The organism is Shewanella sp. YLB-07 (genome assembly GCF_009377275.1).
On sequence record NZ_VOQB01000006.1, the window covers coordinates 207,722 to 222,436 of the forward strand.

Annotated in this window: 12 protein-coding genes; 7 read left to right on the forward strand and 5 right to left on the reverse strand. The window is 42.6% G+C overall.

Going from position 1 to position 14,715, the window contains the following annotated elements; genetic code table 11:
• Positions 1 to 335: 335 nt before the first annotated feature.
• Both FS373_RS14980 and FS373_RS14985 read left to right on the forward strand, forming a co-directional pair.
• Positions 336 to 887, forward strand: a complete 552-nt coding sequence (locus tag FS373_RS14980; protein WP_144046520.1) for a GNAT family N-acetyltransferase — start codon at positions 336 to 338, stop codon at positions 885 to 887.
• A 576-nt stretch (positions 888 to 1,463) separates the two neighbouring features.
• Positions 1,464 to 3,359 (forward strand): S8 family peptidase, encoded by a 1,896-nt coding sequence (locus FS373_RS14985; protein WP_144046521.1) that lies wholly within the window; start codon positions 1,464 to 1,466, stop codon positions 3,357 to 3,359.
• Positions 3,360 to 3,454: 95 nt separating this feature from the next.
• On the opposite strand, the gene FS373_RS14990 is transcribed toward FS373_RS14985, so the two are convergent.
• Positions 3,455 to 3,850, reverse strand: a complete 396-nt coding sequence (locus tag FS373_RS14990) for a hypothetical protein (RefSeq protein ID WP_144046522.1) — start codon at positions 3,848 to 3,850, stop codon at positions 3,455 to 3,457.
• A 326-nt stretch (positions 3,851 to 4,176) separates the two neighbouring features.
• Here FS373_RS14990 and FS373_RS14995 point away from each other — a divergent pair, with 326 nt between their 5' ends.
• Together FS373_RS14995 and FS373_RS15000 are read left to right on the forward strand one after the other, a co-directional pair.
• Positions 4,177 to 4,893, forward strand: a complete 717-nt coding sequence (locus FS373_RS14995; protein WP_152829759.1) for an RluA family pseudouridine synthase — start codon at positions 4,177 to 4,179, stop codon at positions 4,891 to 4,893.
• 192 nt (positions 4,894 to 5,085) lie between these two features.
• Positions 5,086 to 7,665: a M1 family metallopeptidase gene (locus FS373_RS15000; RefSeq protein ID WP_152829760.1), complete on the forward strand. Its 2,580-nt coding sequence runs from the start codon at positions 5,086 to 5,088 to the stop codon at positions 7,663 to 7,665.
• Positions 7,666 to 7,895: 230 nt separating this feature from the next.
• Here the strand turns inward: FS373_RS15000 and FS373_RS15005 are convergent, their stop codons facing one another.
• Positions 7,896 to 8,954: a tyrosine-type recombinase/integrase gene (locus tag FS373_RS15005; RefSeq protein ID WP_144046525.1), complete on the reverse strand. Its 1,059-nt coding sequence runs from the start codon at positions 8,952 to 8,954 to the stop codon at positions 7,896 to 7,898.
• 740 nt (positions 8,955 to 9,694) lie between these two features.
• Here FS373_RS15005 and FS373_RS15010 point away from each other — a divergent pair.
• Positions 9,695 to 10,207 (forward strand): hypothetical protein, encoded by a 513-nt coding sequence (locus tag FS373_RS15010; RefSeq protein WP_144046526.1) that lies wholly within the window; start codon positions 9,695 to 9,697, stop codon positions 10,205 to 10,207.
• A gap of 319 nt (positions 10,208 to 10,526) precedes the next feature.
• Here FS373_RS15010 and FS373_RS15015 read toward each other — a convergent pair whose 3' ends face one another.
• The gene (locus tag FS373_RS15015; protein ID WP_194165857.1) at positions 10,527 to 11,561 is read right to left on the reverse strand and encodes an oxidoreductase family protein; all 1,035 of its coding nucleotides are present in this window, start codon (positions 11,559 to 11,561) and stop codon (positions 10,527 to 10,529) included.
• 256 nt (positions 11,562 to 11,817) lie between these two features.
• Positions 11,818 to 12,153 (reverse strand): hypothetical protein, encoded by a 336-nt coding sequence (locus tag FS373_RS15020; RefSeq protein ID WP_152829761.1) that lies wholly within the window; start codon positions 12,151 to 12,153, stop codon positions 11,818 to 11,820.
• 93 nt (positions 12,154 to 12,246) lie between these two features.
• Here FS373_RS15020 and FS373_RS15025 point away from each other — a divergent pair, with 93 nt between their 5' ends.
• Positions 12,247 to 12,594 carry a hypothetical protein gene (locus FS373_RS15025; RefSeq protein ID WP_144046528.1) on the forward strand — a complete coding sequence of 116 codons (348 nt, stop codon included), beginning with the start codon at positions 12,247 to 12,249 and terminating at the stop codon, positions 12,592 to 12,594.
• A 115-nt stretch (positions 12,595 to 12,709) separates the two neighbouring features.
• Complete coding sequence (locus FS373_RS15030) at positions 12,710 to 13,405, forward strand: SDR family oxidoreductase (RefSeq protein ID WP_152829762.1); 696 nt, start codon at positions 12,710 to 12,712, stop codon at positions 13,403 to 13,405.
• A gap of 120 nt (positions 13,406 to 13,525) precedes the next feature.
• Here FS373_RS15030 and FS373_RS15035 read toward each other — a convergent pair whose 3' ends face one another.
• A complete protein-coding gene (locus FS373_RS15035; protein ID WP_152829763.1) occupies positions 13,526 to 14,593 on the reverse strand; it encodes a hypothetical protein in 1,068 nt (355 codons plus the stop codon).
• Positions 14,594 to 14,715 lie beyond the last annotated feature (122 nt).

Consider the following 14,715-nt stretch of genomic DNA (forward strand, 5'->3'; position numbering starts at 1 on the left):
ACTCTCAACACCCATTCTTAAACGCTTATTTCAAGTGAGTCGTTTGACCCTTTTAGGTATTGGGTGTGAATCTATATTCATAATTTTGAATGGATGTTAAAAATATCTCGGGGTTATATTTTACATTTTGAATAGTTAGCGCATAAAGCGTGCATAAGTTGTTAATGGGTTTGGCCGGTAATTTTTTTCATATTTTGGAGTTGGCTGCCTTTAGAAAGGAATCTCAGACGGACATTCTAATTAATAAACTGGGTTATCTGCTCGCTAAATCCAATGTTGTGTTAAATGCTTTATGCTTAGTCAAGAGAGTAGAAAAGAGTAGAGAGGACAAATGCATGAGAATTCCGGATACAGACAGACTCGAGTTTCATTTCATGACCCGTAAGGATGCCGAAGCCTTGTTCGAGCTTGATCAAGATGAAGACGTGATGCTCTACATCAATGGCGGACACAAGACTACTATGGAAGATATTCGTAGAATCTCGATCCCCAGGCTCGAAAGCTATGCCAATGAGGATGAAGGTTGGGGGATCTGGAAGGTGACAGCTAAACCTTCTGATACTCTAGAGGCTCACCTCTATTTGGGCTGGATATTGGTGAGACCCATGGATTTTTTTAATGATGAGCCTGCATGGGATAATCTTGAACTTGGCTGGCGTTTCAAACAAGCTGCATGGGGTAAAGGGTATGCAACTGAGGCGGCAAGGGCGGTGATGGATGTGGTTACTGCACCGGATAAGATCAACAAGGCTTCGGCCATCGCGTTCGAAGAGAATCTAGGTTCGATTAAGATCATGGAGAAGCTAGGGATGAGCTTTCTTAAGAAAGACATTCACAAAGACCCATTGGGTGATCTGGAATTAGTCTATTACGAAAAGGTCTTATAAAAGACCCGTTGATAATGGCGACTTTTAGACACGTCGTAATAAAATTTAATTTATAAGCGCTCATTGGAACACTGTCATAAATAAACTGAATATAGTACCTTATGTTCAGTTTATTGTGTCAGATTCACTTTTATGTATCTTTAAGATTATTCTCTAAAACCCCAACTCAAGGGATTAAATTAAATTAAACATCATAAAACACATGATTAATACTTTTTACTTACTAGGGTTAACTGGTCTAGTAAAAACGAAGTAATATCTTAATTCTGTGAAATTGTTATCATAATTGTGATGTTAAAATGATGAAATTATAAGCGCTATAATAAAACAAATACTTACAACCAATATTATTTAATTATCTTCTAAGAATATCTAATTAGCTTGTTAATGATAAAACCATGGTTTCAAATCATTAGTAAATGTGTGGTTTTTGTTATTACCAATCATGTAAAGAGATTGTTACAATAAATTAGATGTATCCTGTGCTTGTTTTTCACACTCTCATTTGATCTGTTCATTAAATGAACTAGGTTAATTATGCCCCTGAGGCACAATTAATAAAAATGGAGTTAAACCATGTATAAGAAACAACTGATAGCAATAGCGGTCACTGCAGGATTAGCATCGGTCTCTATTCAAGCCCAAGAGTATCAAGCGCAGATGATTGAGGTCGAACAATCACGTGCTATTAAAGATACCTATATTGTGGTGTTCAACACACCCAGTGTGCTCAACCTTTCAGATCAGATGTCGATTCAGAGCTATGCCATCCAGCAAGGTCAGCAGTTAGCTAATCGTTTCAATATAAACGTAAAGAACAATTTCGGTAGTGCACTGAATGGTGTATTGGTCAGTGGTAGTAAGAAAGAGATCATGGCCCTGCGCAGTGATCCAAATGTTAAATACATCGAACAAGATCAGATGATGTCTATTAACCCTATGGTTAGCGCTGCGGGTGATCAAGGCAGTCCGACCTGGGGTTTGGATAGGGTAGACCAAAGGGACTTGCCCTTAGATGGTAATTACCATTACGATTTCGATGGCAGCGGCGTCACGGCTTATATTATCGATACCGGCGTATTGACCACTCATAATGAATTCGGTGGCCGTGCCAGCAGTGGTTATGACTTTATCGATAATGACAACGATGCCACCGACTGTAACGGTCATGGTACTCATGTGGCCGGTACTATAGGCGGCTCTACTTACGGCGTGGCTAAAAATGTCAGCGTAGTGGGCGTTCGGGTTCTCAGCTGTAGTGGCTCGGGCAGCAACTCAGGGGTAATATCGGGTATTAACTGGGTGAAGAATAATGCTCAGGGCCCATCGGTTGCCAACATGAGCCTAGGGGGCGGCGCATCACAAGCCACAGACGATGCGGTAAATGCAGCTGTTGCTGCAGGGATCACCTTCGTGGTGGCCGCCGGTAACGATAACACTAATGCTTGTAACTATTCGCCTGCCAGAGCCGTGGATGCGATTACCGTTGGCTCGACAACCAGCAGCGACAGTCGTTCAAGCTTCTCCAATTACGGTAGCTGTTTAGATATCTATGCACCGGGTTCAAGCATCACATCAGCCTGGTACAACTCTAACTCTGCGACTAACACCATCAGTGGTACCTCGATGGCTGCGCCCCATGTCGCGGGTGTTACAGCACTCTATCTGGATCAAACCCCCTCGCTTTCTCCCTCTGAGATTGACGCTTTACTCTCGTCCAGAGCCAGCTCCGGTAAGGTAACCGATGCCAAATCTGGCTCACCGAACGAGTTATTGTTTGCCCTCGAAGGTGCTGGTGGCGGTTGTGGTAATAATTGCCCGGTCGATGAGACTGAGCTGACCAATAATCAGAGTGTTAGCACCAGCGGTGCTACGGGCTCAGAGAATAACTACTTTATCGACGTGCCTGCAGGTGCTACTTCACTCTCTGTTAATCTGTCAGGTGGTAGTGGTGATGCAGATATCTATGTACAGCAGGGCAGTAAGCCGACCTTGAACAGTTATCAGTGTCGCCCTTATAAAGGTGGGAATAACGAGTCTTGTAGCTTCAATAATCCAGCAGCCGGTAAATGGTATGTGATGGTACATGGTTACAGTACTTATTCGAATGCGAGTCTTAATGCCAGCTATTCAACTGGCGGAGGTGGTGGCGGAAACTGCACCGATGCAAATTGTTTAACAAACGGCGTTGCAGTGACAGAGATTAGTGGGGGAAGTGGATCAGAGCAAACTTACAAGGTCTATATCGAGGCGGGTTCACAGTTAACCGTGAGTACCACAGGTGGTAATGGTGATGCGGATCTGTACGTGAAGGCGGGCAGTGCGCCGACCACTAGCTCCTACGATTGCCGCCCCTATAAGAATGGCAACACAGAAACTTGTTCCTTCAATGTCAATCAGTCTGGTATGTATCACATCATGCTAAGGGGCTACAGCACCTTTAGTGGCTTGTCTTTAACCGCCAGCCATTAATTTACAGTTTGAGCTCACCAAAATATAGAAAATAAAAAGCCCTGATGATGAATCAGGGCTTTTTACTCTAATCGAGTGTCTTATACCAATCGGTATTACTCAGTGGGTGCGACAGAAACGGTCCAATGTATGTTTGGCCCATTTTTTTCGGCCTTATATTCCATGGAAGCCTTTTGTCCAGCGGGGATCAGAGAAAAACTGGGCAAGGTGTTGGTATTGCGAAAATCACCTTGGCGGAAAATAAGTTGAGCGGTGACATCGACCTGTTTCTGATTCTCGGATAAGGTATAACGTATATAATTGTAGTCCTTCAGTGTCACTGGAAACTCGCTAGTTTCACCGTTATCGAGGTGAATTTCAGTGGGTCCCGCTTGTACACCGTTCAAGGTTAGCTGTGTTGTCAGCATGTAGCCTTTGGATGTAAAGGCTGACAACATGAAGATGAATAACAGTGATAACAAACTGAATATGATGAGTGTAGGTTTTAACATCAAGATTCCATAGACCTAAGCATTTGATAACGATATTAACATCTTTATGAGCTCGGCCAAGTCAGATTGTCATACAAAGAACTGGTTTACATAATTCATTCAGCTTATATACAGCTAGGTGTTGCAGCCATATATTTGTCCTAAATTAAACTAGAGTATTAAACAATACCTCATAAGTAAGCGTCTTCGGCTAGATCTAAAATCTTCCTTAAGCAAAGCGTTATAACGCAAATTAGACAATATCTTGTTGGCTGTAAGCTTTAGTCTTGGGACGATATTAGGTAATATTCGTACCCAGTTAAGATGTTATTTACCTACAAGCCATTATGCAGCCACAAGCAGACCCTTTTATCGTGCCCAAATGTCTCGATGACATTAATGTCCTCTTCCGGGATGAACATATCTTAGTGATCGATAAGCCTAGCGGCTTACTGAGCCTGTCGGGTAAACATCCACTGAATATTGACTCCGTTCATTATCGATTAGTTCAGGACTATCCGACCTGTACTTTGATCCATCGCCTCGACTTTGGCACTTCCGGTATTATGCTACTCGCCATGAACAAACAGATTAATGCCTTGTTATGCAAGCAGTTCAGTGAGCGGCGAGTCAGTAAACGTTATACAGCCTTACTGCACGGCAATCTTGAGTCTGACTCAGGCTTGGTAGACTGTGGAATAGCAAAGGATATTGAGAATTTCCCCCTGATGAAGTTATGCCAAGTTACGGGTAAGCCGGCGCAATCACAATATCGGGTGATATCACGATTTATTCAGACTGATAACGATAACTTCTTTCTCGATGATACCAGGGCGGGAGATCGACAAGTGACTCGGGTTGAATTTGAGCCTGTAACGGGCCGCACTCATCAACTGAGATTACACAGTCAACATCTGGGCCATCCAATCTTGGGCTGCGATCTGTATGCGACGGATGAAGCATATTTTATGTCTAACCGTTTGATGCTGCATGCATCTCGCTTGTATTTTGAACACCCCGTTTCCGGTGTGCCAATGACAATAGAGTCCAAGAGTCCGTTCTAATCCCACCAAGTTGTAAGTCTAGGTTTCTGCTATAGCTTTATCTGCATCTCTTTTGTTAAAATCACGCCAATTATGTTAAACGATGTGACTTTTGTCTGGGCTTACCCCCAGATTTTTCTTGTTTATTTGTCACCATTTTCGTTTAACCGCTTCAGTAATTTCAGCACAGTAACATGATAAAAGGGAATGGATATGTATCGAGTTATGACCACCGGATTGGTGACAGTGTCTCTATTGGGCAGTGGAGTCATTCAGGCAGATGAATTTGTCTTGAGTAAACAAACAAAGCCAATATCTCAAGCTGTCAGCTTGGCTTTAGATCCCACTAAAGATGATTTTTCCGGCAGTACCGATATCAAGATACAAGTACTTGAAAAAACAAAGATCATTCAGCTTAATGGCGTCGATTATACCGCAACAAACATTCAACTCTCAGGACAGCAAGCCTGTGAAATGACGGCCAAGATGTTAGATACGGGTATAGTCAATCTTATCTGTGAACAGGAGATAAAGCCTGGTAGTTATAACTTACATCTGGATTTTACCGCGCCTTTTAATCGTCAATCTGTGGGCTTATATAAGACGGTCGATGCCGGTGTACCTTATCTCTTCACTCAATTTGAGATGAGCGATGCCCGTCGCAGCTTCCCGGTATTTGATGAGCCTGAATATAAGATCCCATTCCAGATCACCATTACCGCGCCATCGAATGAGAAGGTCTACAGTAACACTCCAGTCGAAAGCACTAAGGTAGAAGGGCAGTTAACGACTCACGTTTTTGCTCAGACCAAGCCGTTACCCTCCTATTTGGTCGCCTACGTGGTGGGTCAATTTGAAGAGGTGACCCTAGAGGGGATGAAAATCCCGAGTCGAGTGATCACCACCAAGGGGAAAATAGAACTGGCCCAATATGCCGTTAAAGAGATGCCAGCCATTCTTAGCGCTTTAGAATCTTATTTTGATGTCGATTATCCCTATAAGAAACTCGATTCGATTGCCGTGCCTGAGTTTCCATTCGGCGCCATGGAGAACGCCGGCCTGGTGACCTATAGAGAAGATATCTTGCTTCTGGATGAAAAAACTGCGAATCAAAATACTAAACAATCATCCGTCTCAGTAGTGGCCCATGAACTCGCCCATCAGTGGTACGGTAATTTAGTTACCATGGAGTGGTGGAATGATTTATGGCTAAACGAAGCATTTGCCAGCTGGATGGCCGCTAAGGTTACCCATCAGCTACATCCTGAATTTGAATCGGACCTTCGTTTATCGAAGAACCGTGTCATGAGCCTGGATGCACGACTATCGACTAAGCCTATTCGTAAGCCCATTAAGACTGAAGCCGATATCATGGATGGCTTAGGACTAGCTTACAGTAAGGGATCCGCCGTCTTATCCATGGTAGAAAACTGGATTGGTGAGGAGAGTTTTAAACAAGGCATTCGTCAATATATCAAGGATAATGCCTTTAAGAATACCCAGGCCGATGACCTTTGGAATGCCTTATCTAAGGCATCGGGTAAAGATGTGGGTAAAGTATTGAGTACTTTTATCGAGCAATCTTCTTACCCGTTAATCACTCTTGATGTAAAGGGTCAATCACTGACGCTTTCTCAGCAAAGATTTGTATTTGCCGGCAGTAAGGCTCCGGATCAGACCTGGATGGTACCTGTATCTATTAAGTATGGCAAGGGCGATAAGGTAATATCGACAACTGTATTGCTCGACGGTGAAACGAAAACCTTAGATCTAGAATTTACTCCGGATTGGATCTATCCCGATGCCGATGCCATGGGATATTACCGTTGGTTATTGGATGATAAGCAGTTCGCTAACTTGCTCGCCAATGCGAAAACTAAGCTGACGGCGAGGGAGCGTAAGGCACTTATTTCATCTGCCGATGCGCTGCTAGACGGTGGCTTCATCTCGGCCGGTGATCTCTTGGCAATCTTGGGCGAATTTATCGATGACGCCCATCCTCAAATCGTCTCTTCGGCGCTGAGTTATCTGCAGATCCAGAAGATGACCTTTGTCGATGAAAGCAATGAGGCCAAGTGGGCTAAATTTATTAGTGCTAAGGCGAAAGTTGCCATCGATAAATATGGCCTGGTGGCGACGTCCGGTGAGAGTATAGAGATAAGTAAATTGCGTCCTAGTCTTATCGCTATCCTGGCATTTGAAGGAAAAGATAAAGCGGTTATCCGTGATGCTAAAACCGCGAGTCAGGCCTACCTGGCAGGTGATAAATCTGTCGATGCCTACCTGATAGGTACTCAACTTCAGATCGCGATATACTTTGGTAATGACAAGTTAATTCAAGAGTTTAAGACAACATTTGAGACGACTAAGAATCCACAGAAACGCACTAAGTTGATGAGAGCCTTAGGTTATGTTGCCGAGCCAAAACAACAAAAAGCCATATTGGATTACAGCTTAACCGATAAGTTAAACTCTCCTGATCTTAGATATATCATGACGGGTCAGAGTTATACACCCGTCCGAGAAGCCCTATTTCGAGACTGGGTGTACAGCAATTACGAAGCCGTTAAGGCTAAGTTACCGCCATTTTCAGTGGCTAAGTTGCCTAACTACACAGGTACGGGTTGTGATCTCAAAGCACTGGAGCAGACCAATAGTTTCTTCGAGCCTAAGCTTGAAACTTCACCTGAGTTTAAGCGCACTCTGGCCAAACTCAACGAAAAGGTAAAAAACTGTGTTAAGTTAAAAACTCGCGAACAGGCTAGCGTAGACAGTTATCTGCAAAAACTTTAATGTTTAATAGAAGCTGAAAGTGTTAAGTACTCAGTTTTAAGTAAACAAAGAGTAGAGCAGAAACAAAGCGGAGCCTAGGGCTCCGCTTTTTTATGTCAGCTTTTAACTGCTTATACTTTATAATTAAATCTACCGATCTTGTCAGCCAGTTAAGTCATAGAATTATTTAATGGTGTAACCATTTTATTGGTCGATTCTAGCCTGCATAAATTATGCGGGCACGATTATGACTAGTCTTTAGGTTTAAGATAATGTCTCAGGGAGCGGGGATCTGTGTGTCCGGTACGCGCCATGATATACAGATGGTCCTTATCGTTTTCATGCAGCTGAGTTACGCAGCCACTGCGTAAACTGTGGGCTCCATAAAATTCTGGGCTTAAACCCGCTTTACCACAATATTTCTTTATCATCTGGTAGATATCATCGCCACGCAAAAAACCTCGGTTTACTTGGAGGGGATTATCATCGATATCGACACTGGTTTTATTTGCTACCGAGTAAGGTCTGAGCCGCTGACCATCTCGAGACAGAGAGCGAAAAAGATGACCTTGGGTTAATTGTGAAACTTCCAACCAATGTTTAACGGCTCCGAACGCCGAGAAGAGCTCCGACTCGGGCAAGTCTTTCCACTCCTTGTGTCCCTGCTGATTACTTTTAGAGTAGGCCAATCTCACTTTCAATTTTTTACGAAGAAAGTTGACATGGTTAACCTGGATCTCCGCTAGTTCAGAACGACGGAACCCACCTTGAAAACCCAATTGAATAATGGCCTTATCTCGAGCCCTGGTTAATTCTTGCCCCTGTTTATCTATGGTCTGTAACAGTAACTCGAGTTCATCATACATGATGGGCTGCTGATCATAACCCGTGGTCACCCTATGCTTATTTCTACTTAAACCACGCATGACCCGGATCACCAGAGGGTGTTCGGTTGGCGAATGAAAACCGGCTTGAATATGATAGAAACGGATAGCCGCCAGCCGTGTGGTGATGGTCTGCTTAGAAAATTGTGTGCCAGTCTTTTGATGCACTTGTTCTTTCTGATGACCTATAAATGAGATCACCGAACGTGGGTCCGCGGGCAGATTACTCAAACCATGATGCTGGCAATATTGAGTAAATATATTGAAGCTAGAACGATAGACACGGCGAGTGTTAGCCGCGACTTCATATTCAGTCTCACTGGCGGCGCTCTTGAAATCATCCAAGATTGAGATCGGCAGTTCCGTCTCCTCGAAGAAACTCTTATCACTAGTGACTTGGCGCTGATTGATGCTGAGCTTATTCATGATAAATCACGCATGTTTTCCCTGGAAACAGAGCCGAAATTATAGCTTTTGCTGTCAATATCTACCAGTGATAATCGTCATTATCACTGGTAGGGAAAGATTTAGTATGAATTTAGTACAAACTTAGGAGGAGATAAGAATAAGCGGAAATTTAACGAGAGTCGGAAAGGGTTACGGATGGGCACAATAGTGAGTAGTGACTTAACTGGATTTGCTAAGAGCATATTAAAAGATGACCGGTCATCTCACCAATTCTGAATATAAGATATTATGACCTGCATGTGTGGTGTATTGATAAGTTCGGTTTATAACAGGAGTTGATACTGAAAATGTCTGCTACAAGCTAATAAAGAGTTTTAAGCTATTCAATAAACCTTATATATTCATATTTAGCTGCCGAATAGATACACTTTCATCATTACATATCGGCTAATAAAGGCTTAACCAGAGATATTAGCCGTAAAAACGAACAACTCTATTTCTATAGATTAGGTGCATTACTGGCATTGAATTGTAAAATAAAAGAGTGGTGCAACCATTTTATTGACTGTGCGTAGAGTAATAATCAAACAGATTAATCACTTAAGTTATATGATTCTAGTGACATAATAATGGTTGCACCATACTATTGTTTTTGACATTATTACTAACAGGTGTGCAGAGCAGTAGACTCTAAAAAAACAAGAGTAAACTAAAATCAAAATCAAAATTAAAAGTAGAACAAGATGAAAGGGAATAGGATGAGCTGCAAACATCCATGGCTTTATCACGGAGAGTCGCCTAAAGCGGGAAGGAAATTATTGTTACTCGAAGTCGATGAACTCACATTTGCCTTACCTCTTATCTATCGTCTTATTCACCCGGCTGAGATAGATCAGAAGTCAGATTGGTTTAGTGCCAGTGTTGTGACTGCAGATGAGAAACAAAACAAAGAATATATTTCGCTGGTGGAGTTATTACAAAAAGTCACACAAGAGCGCAAGAAGCTGACAAATTTAATTGATCCCTTAACGCGATTAAACCAGAGCTTGAATCAATATTTTAGCGACTATGGTTGGCGAATGGTACGCAAAGAACTGTCTCAGATTAAGAAGCGACAGAAGAAGTCTCATATTGAACTGAGTAAAGATCTGATCGTAAAATTGAAAGCTTATATGGAGCAGGAACGTTTAGACAGTTTCGATCAAGCCATAGATAATTTGCTGAGCGAAGTCGAATCCTTTAAAGCGACAGATCATCAGCAGTACTCTTAATCATTGTTATCTGAGTAGCAGACGGGTTGCGACAAACACCTAATGGTGGGGAGGTATCGTAACTGAGTGATGAGCTAGTATTTTTATAGGCCGAGTTTATCCTCTAAGCAGAGAGCCCTGATACAGTAAGAAAAGTGTCCTTTGACACACTTGGCGCTATGCCGATTTACGTTTATCCGTTAGCTCTCTTGTATCAAAGTTTAGTCGACTTTGATACAAATTGGTAATTTTTGAGCCCAATTAATCTAGTCATAACTCAGCTGTACACCTTTATTCATCATGATTTTGACCAATTGAATATTCAGATTATTAAGTGAAATTATTTAATGACCTGACTGGTCATGTACCTGCTAAAACCATTATTTTTGTGGTGATCGGGTGCCCAGCCTAAAATAAATCGTTGGAAATCGGCCCAAGCAACCGCAAAAAGAGGTCTCCATTCCCGTTCAATATCCTTAGCCATTATTGCTGAACACCTGTTAATTAATGCCTGATCAAGTTTTAAAAAGTAAAAGCGGGTGAGGGAAGCATGGTGTTGCTTGCATTCTTCTTCAGACAAACAGCTGCCGATGAAATACACCAAATCTCTCATGCCACAACCTCCACCGACATATTGAAAGTCTACGGCGGCGACTCGTGAGCTGTCCTCGCTGAAACAGAAATTTGCCACCTTGGCATCACCATGAATAAGTGTTTTAAAACGGGTTTGGTTTAATAGTGCATCGAGTCTGTGAGCCGATTGCTTGAGGCTAGAGTCTGGCATGGCTTGATACTCATCTTCCCGGGTACCTAAGTGCCAGTAACAGCCTATCTTCCACAGTCCTTCAGGCCAATTAACTTGAGGCGAATCCTGCATGAAATGTCCATGAAAATTCGCAAGCCATTCTATGCACACCTTAGCTTGCTCTAGTGTTAATCTCTGATGCCGAATGGGAAAACCTTCGGTATCGAGATCGCTAAGCAAGATAATAGCCGCACTATCACGTTCGATGCAGGTCGAGTGAGTATCATAGGCGTAAACTGCTGCATAGACTTGGTCATGGGATGATAAGCCATAGCAGGTGGGGACTCGAGAGTCTTCATCACACATCTTGGACCAGCTATGATACCAATTTGCTTCTACGCGGTATGAGAGCAATTTTCTTTGATGAGAAGCCGAGGTGTTCCAACCTCTAGGATGCTGAGTCTGCTCGGGAGGACGAATTGATTTGACGATAATACTGGCTGGACAGGTTTGTCCTTCGAGTCGATAACGGACTATCTCACCATAACCACTCCAGAGTGTTTGAATGGTTTCTACAGGAATAATAGAATCACAACTGATTGTTTTTGATATAAAATCTTCAATTTCCAAGGCTAATCACTTAAGTTATATTTACCGCCGATGATAGCTTATATCTTTGAGATTGGGTACAGGATAGGCAGAGATCCTATATCAATATCTACCTATTCCGGTAACATCTTCAATGATTAAATCGTAAACTGAGCGATCTGACTATTTAACTTCTCAGTCTGTCGCTCGGTATTATTGATTGATCGATTTACATTTTGGATCTGCTGTACACTTTCCTCCGCCTTGTCACTGATGTCTATGATATTTTCATTAACTGCTAAGTAAACTCGGTCATCTGAATATCCATGCCTGCACTACCAATCAGGGTGTTATTTCGATACAAGGGCTGGCGCATGGCTAATGCCAGTCTACCTGATAGGTCTCGTTGAGGATCTTCGATGTATAGGTTCTGTTTGAGCAGGTCATTCCACCAAGGGCGCTGGGATACGTTGTAATCATTTTCTATGTATCGTCCAAACTTATCGTAATATTCGTGTGTGACTACCGATGAAAAGTAGGGAGTGACAATTAAGGGATCTTGGTCGGCAATTTGACTAATGTAATCGAGAAGTGTGACGACGGTTCGATTGTCAGCATAGTTTGCGGCTCTCACCGTTAATCACAGAGATTTATGTTACAAGCTTTGGATTACTCTTTAGTGGATAAGCGTTATAATTATCAGACCGATTATGTTTGGTTTATATCAATGCCTAAAACAACCCCCTTGCCCAAAGAGAAGAGACTAACGGTATTATGCAGAATAGAGCCTGGCTGCCTGGGGCCCGACGGTTTAGATCATATCGCCGATTTTTGCCGTTTCGCCAATCAGGAACTCAAACAAGTTGATGCCAACTTCATTATCTGGTTACCACTTCCACGCTATGATAAATCCCTGCCAGAGATGCAGTATTCGGTGAATCAGAAACAATTGAGTCATGACAAGGCTGCCCAATATCTGGATCATTTCAAAAGTGACTTAGATGATTTTGAAGAACATTTTCATGATAAATTATCGGTTTTAATAGACGAATTCCTGGCAAATATTAAGGCCTGATTTTCAAGTTATCTCTATGATTTACTTGGTATTTTACGATTTGCGTGTACATTAGTCTGGTTATAACTAAAATTACATTTGATTCTCCTCATTACTCCTTCCAAGGAATAAACTAATGGCTAAACATCTCTTTATAACCGGTGCAAATCGAGGCTTGGGCCTGACTATGGTCAAACAATATCTACAGGCTGGTTGGAACGTTACAGCATGTTGCCGCGAGCCTGAACAAGCTGGCGAGTTAACACAACTGCTCGAAGAAAATGAATCCCTGTCTGTTTTTCAGCTGGATGTCACCGATTATCAGGCGTTACAGCAGCTTGCCGATAATTTGCAGGGTAAGCCCATAGATCTGCTGATCAATAATGCGGGCTATTATGGGCCCAAGGGCAGTACCCTTGGAGATATTGACGTGGAAGAATGGCGCAGGGTTTTTGAGATCAATTCAATCGCCCCTTTAAAAATATTAGAAGCCTTCAGAGCAAACCTCAAACTGGTATCTTCGAGTATCTTTGCGATTCTATCATCTAAAATGGGCAGCATGGGTGATAACACCAGTGGTGGTGCCTACATATACCGTTCATCGAAAGCCGCAATTAACTCAGTGGTTAAGAGTCTATCGGTTGATCTAAGAGACGATAACATCGCAGTCGTTGCCCTGCATCCTGGCTGGGTGAGAACCGAAATGGGAGGCCCCAATGGTCTTATCGATGTTCAAGAGTCGGTAACCGGGTTAAAGCGGGTATTAGATGGGCTAGACATGAGTCAAACCGGTGGTTTTTTAGACTTTCGTGGACAAGACATTCCTTGGTAATACCAGGTATCCATGGTGTCTGGTGTGAAAATCATAAGTCAATAACAAAAATATAAGGTACTAACTCACATTAGTACCTTATATTTGCGCTCTTGTTGCAGTTTATTGGCATAGGATGAGCTAGTTTGCTCTTGGCTTTGCCTTATCGAGTCCAAATGCGGGTGAAATGCACTTCCTCACCTCGAAGCTATAGCCATAATCGGCAGCTTTATCACGGCGTATTTCTACAATTTCGTAATCGTTGAGCTCTACGATATTACTACCTGGCGCAATGGCACAACGTGAACGGCTGTCAGACTCGAGTTGATAAGCAAATCTGGCGATCATGCTTCTAACCATTTTCTCATAATCCTCACGGACATTTTCATAGTTGTCCACTTGTTCTTTTTTCTCCGCATCACTGCCGTTAAAAGATAGGCCGATTGTTAGGGAAGCATCGTCGGTTTTATCTTTTTCTCGCAGGTTGGTTAACTCATTAGATAACTCTTCTTTATCTTGTGCGGAAAGCTCATTCATGACCAGACCATCTGGATCGCTAAGATCCTGGCTTAACTCATCGTCCAGGCTCGTAATCAACATCAGATGATAAAGCACGACCGAGGATAAAATAAGGCGGATGAACATGGTGGTGAATCTGAAATGGTTGTGATTAATGAGTTTAAGGCCCGTTACACCGAAGGGTTTTAGCAACAAGAGACAGAGTAAATAGAAGGGCACAGCCACTTGTAACATCAATATGGCCAATGCCGTCATGACGATAATCCAGGCGGGTAGATACAGCAAGATGGCAAAGTTATGTGTGTATGAGAAATGCTCAGTGGATACCCCGACGACTTCATTGACCACGGAAGCCGCCCCAGCGATGGCGAAATTGGCTATCACGGCATAGAAGAGGAGTAACACGGCCTTACCCGATAAACTGTGCCAGACTCGTTCAAAAAGGGGCCAAAATTCTAGAGTTAAGGCTGCCACAGTCACTATGGCGACCATGCCAAAATTATCAGAAAATATGAGTAAAAAGAGGGCTAACAGGTATAACTTTTGGGCTACCGTTAGCCTGCCAAGCAGGCCACTCATTGTACCTAGTATTCTCGCAATAAATTGATAGATGATAATGATGAGCTTCTTGGGCTTGTCGATGGCCTGCTTAAAACGTACACCCGTCTCTTCTTGGGGTAACTTTTCCATTAATACCTGATCCTAAACTATTCCATATGGATCAAATAGTAACCTTTGATTAACAAATGCTCCACTGGTATTACAGTAAATAAACGTTTGGATAAAAAAGTAGCAAATAAAACGCCCCATGG